Source organism: Photorhabdus sp. RM96S, assembly GCF_042879335.1.
In the GTDB taxonomy this organism is placed as follows: Bacteria; Pseudomonadota; Gammaproteobacteria; order Enterobacterales; family Enterobacteriaceae; genus Photorhabdus; species Photorhabdus kayaii.
In genome coordinates this window covers 1-2,251 of record NZ_JBHFKT010000103.1, presented here as the reverse complement: position 1 = coordinate 2,251, position 2,251 = coordinate 1, and the positions used below count along the sequence as shown (strand labels likewise).

The window sequence follows — 2,251 nt, the reverse complement described above, 5'->3', positions numbered from 1 at the left end:
AATGCCCTGACCGGTGACGGTGAAAGTAATGCCGCGACGATGCAGCCCGGCGTGCTGTTCACCCTGACCGGCCATCCCCGGGACGACCTCAACCGGCTCTGGCAGCTGGTCGGCGTCACCCATCATGGCAGTCAGCCGCAGGCGCTGGAACAGGCCGCCGGGGAGAGCGGCACCACCCTGCGCAACGATTTCACCTTCATTGCCGACAATCAGCACTGGCGCCCGGCCCCGTTACCCAAACCGGCGATGGAGGGCCCGCAGATTGCCAACGTGGTCGGCCCGGCCGGCGAAGAAATCTACTGCGACCGCTACGGCCGTATCCGGCTGCAATTTCTCTGGGACCGCTACGGCCGGAACAACGACAGCAGCTCCTGCTGGATACGGGTGACCCAGCCCTGGGCCGGGCAGGGCTGGGGCATGCTGGCGATACCGCGTATCGGGCAGGAGGTGGTGGTGGACTTTCTTAACGGCGACCCGGACCAGCCGATTGTCACCGGACGCGCCTACCATGCCAGCAATCTGCCGCCGGGGGACCTGCCCGGCAGCAAAACCCAGATGGCCTTGCGCTCCAAAACCCATAAAGGGGAAGGCTACAACGAGCTGCGCTTCGAGGATGCCAAAGGCAGTGAGGAACTGGCGCTGCACGCCCAGCGGGACATGCACACCGTGGTGAAACACGACCAGACCCTGGTGGTGGAAACCGGCAACCGCCAGGTGGCGGTGAAGAGCGGCGATGAACAGACCCGCATTGAACAGGGCAGCCTCACCGAAACCATCTGCCGGCTGCGCAGCACCGAAGCCAATCAGGTGCAGGTCAAGGCCAGCGCCGGTAAAGCCGGCGAGGGCACGCAACTGTACACCGCCAGCGACAACATCACCCTGACTGTCGGCGCGGGGAACATTGAGATGACGACAGCGCACATTAAACTTTCCTTCGGCGGTTCCGTGATTGAACTCACCCCGGACGGGGTGTTGATTAACGGCACTCAAATTAGTTTAAATAACGGTGGCGGTCAAAGCAGTGTTGCCCCCTCTGTCACTGATAGTGTGATAGCTGAATCGCCTTCTTCTCATGTTTCGACAGGAATCTCACCATCAACGAGCCATGGCGGAAAAAAACCATCTGTGCCTGCCAATAATGCAGTTGGAACAGTCTCTGCAAGCCAATCTCCTCAACACGAAAATAATGCTATTTCAGATGATAATAAAAAATCAATAAGCCAGAATGGATTAGATTTATTAAAAGAAATCGAGGTACTGCGATTGAAACCATACGATGACCAAACAGGCAAAAATATAGACAACTGGACTAAAGGGGCAACTATCGGATATGGTAAATTGATTTCAAGAAGTGAATGGGATACATATAAAAATGGCATTACGGAAGATGAAGCAGAACAGCTATTCAAAGACACTCTTGCACCTTATGAAAAAGCGGTGAATGATGGAATAACAAAGGAAATAAAACAAAACGAGTACGACGCTTTAGTTTTGCTGTCATATAACATTGGTATCAGTGGATTCAAAAAATCATCTGTTGTCAAAATGATAAATGATGAAAATGCGAAGACAGGTTATGACAGCATTGATGATGCCTGGAAAGTATGGAACAAATCACAAGGCAAGGTCAATCAAGGCTTAATAAATCGACGAGCAGCTGAGTTAAAAATATTTAATAATGGAGTCTATGAAAAATGGTAAAAAAAATATTTTCTATTCTTATTGGGATTATTTCTATTTTCCATTCTTATACATCGTTTGCGTCTTATACTTCGTCATTGGAAACAGAAAAATTTATTATCACTATTCATGTTCTTTGCCCCGAAGGTGAAATCACCTGTGATGACGTCATGTATACTGGAGTAAGAAAAAAAGATAGTGCCACGCTGACGCTTAAAGGGAAAACATTAAATAAAAACTGTCAGACAGGAACTTGTAACTTATATGGTTATGAATTCATTAATCGTGGTACGACATATACAATATATCTCGACGGGATATTAGAAATCACTCAAGGGAAGAAATTGCTTTTATCAGAAATCGGAAAGTGGCACGCCCAATAATGATTTCATATTAAGTAAATTTCTTTTTTCTATCTCATTTTTAGCAGGAAAAGACTATGACCCAGGAAAAGACGCACATCCCTTTTCACTTTAACGCCGGCACCCTCAACGTGCCCCGCGACTGGCGGGATGTCAGTATGCTGGTGCTCACCAGCGCCGATGACAACAACGGCAGCAGCTTCACCCTG

The 2,251-nt window shown here is 49.4% G+C and carries 2 protein-coding genes; both read left to right on the top strand.

What is annotated here, in order from left to right; translation table 11 throughout:
* Window positions 1-1,701, top strand: a 1,701-nt coding sequence (gene tssI, locus ACGF49_RS24365) for a type VI secretion system tip protein TssI/VgrG (protein WP_387493250.1), incomplete at its 5' end; no start/stop codon positions are given.
* The gene (locus tag ACGF49_RS24360) at window positions 1,695-2,063 is read left to right on the top strand and encodes a hypothetical protein (RefSeq protein WP_228903212.1); all 369 of its coding nucleotides are present in this window, start codon (window positions 1,695-1,697) and stop codon (window positions 2,061-2,063) included. The genes tssI and ACGF49_RS24360, both read left to right, overlap by 7 nt.
* The last annotated feature ends 188 nt before the right edge of the window (window positions 2,064-2,251 follow it).